This is a genomic window from Acinetobacter sp. ANC_7511, assembly GCF_056779975.1.
In genome coordinates this window covers 1-1,101 of record NZ_JBWYIY010000045.1, presented here as the reverse complement: position 1 = coordinate 1,101, position 1,101 = coordinate 1, and the positions used below count along the sequence as shown (strand labels likewise).

Annotated in this window: 1 protein-coding gene; it reads right to left on the bottom strand. The window is 50.4% G+C overall.

Annotation, left to right across the window (positions count from 1 at the left end):
- Positions 1–1,101: GA-like domain-containing protein (locus AC1M9L_RS14720; protein WP_481592548.1), on the bottom strand; the 1,101-nt coding region annotated here is incomplete at both ends.

Here is a 1,101-nt window from a genome sequence, read left to right as displayed (position 1 = left end):
ATCTCCATCTGAATCTGCAAGGGCTTCTAGATCTGCTTGTTTCTCATTTCTAAGATCAATCGCTTCTTGTACAAGACCTGCTGCAGCATCAATCGCATCATCACGACCATTGCCATCTTCATCATTGACAGGCGGTACAGTCAGGTCTGCGATGGCATCTAATCGTGTTTGTAATGCTGCCTGTGCCTCACTTGGCGCCAGTTCATCCAGTGCTGCTTGAGCCGCTGCAATCGCGGCATCTACTTCTGCTTGTGCTGCTTCAAGCTCAGCCAAGGCTGCTGCATATTCTGCTGGTGTGGTTACGCCATTGTCATCTGCATCGGCTAAGGCCTCGAGGGCTGCTTGCTTCTCCGCTCGCAGTTGTTCTGCTGCTGTCACCAAGTCGGTCGCTTCTTCGAGTGAACCACTCACTGGCGGTACACTCAAGTCAGCAATACCATCTAACTGTGTTTGTAGCTCGGCTTGTGCTGCCTCATCTTCTAAGTTATCGATTGCTGTTTGTGCTTCTGCAATCGCAGCATCGACTGCTGCTTGCGCGGCATCTAACGCCGCTAATGCTGCTTCGTATTCTTCTTGGGAAACTTTATTATCTCCATCTGAATCTGCAAGGGCTTCTAGATCTGCTTGTTTCTCATTTCTAAGATCAATCGCTTCTTGTACAAGACCTGCTGCAGCATCAATCGCATCATCACGACCATTGCCATCTTCATCATTGACAGGCGGTACAGTCAGGTCTGCGATGGCATCTAATCGTGTTTGTAATGCTGCCTGTGCCTCACTTGGCGCCAGTTCATCCAGTGCTGCTTGAGCCGCTGCAATCGCTGCATCTACTTCTGCTTGTGCTGCTTCAAGCTCAGCCAAGGCTGCTGCATATTCTGCTGGTGTGGTTACGCCATTGTCATCTGCATCGGCTAAGGCCTCGAGGGCTGCTTGCTTCTCCGCTCGCAATTGTTCTGCTGCTGTCACCAAGTCGGTCGCTTCTTCGAGTGAACCACTCACTGGCGGTACACTCAAGTCAGCAATACCATCTAACTGTGCTTGTAGCTCGGCTTGTGCTGCCTCATCTTCTAAGTTATCGATTGCTGTTTGTGCTTCTGCAAT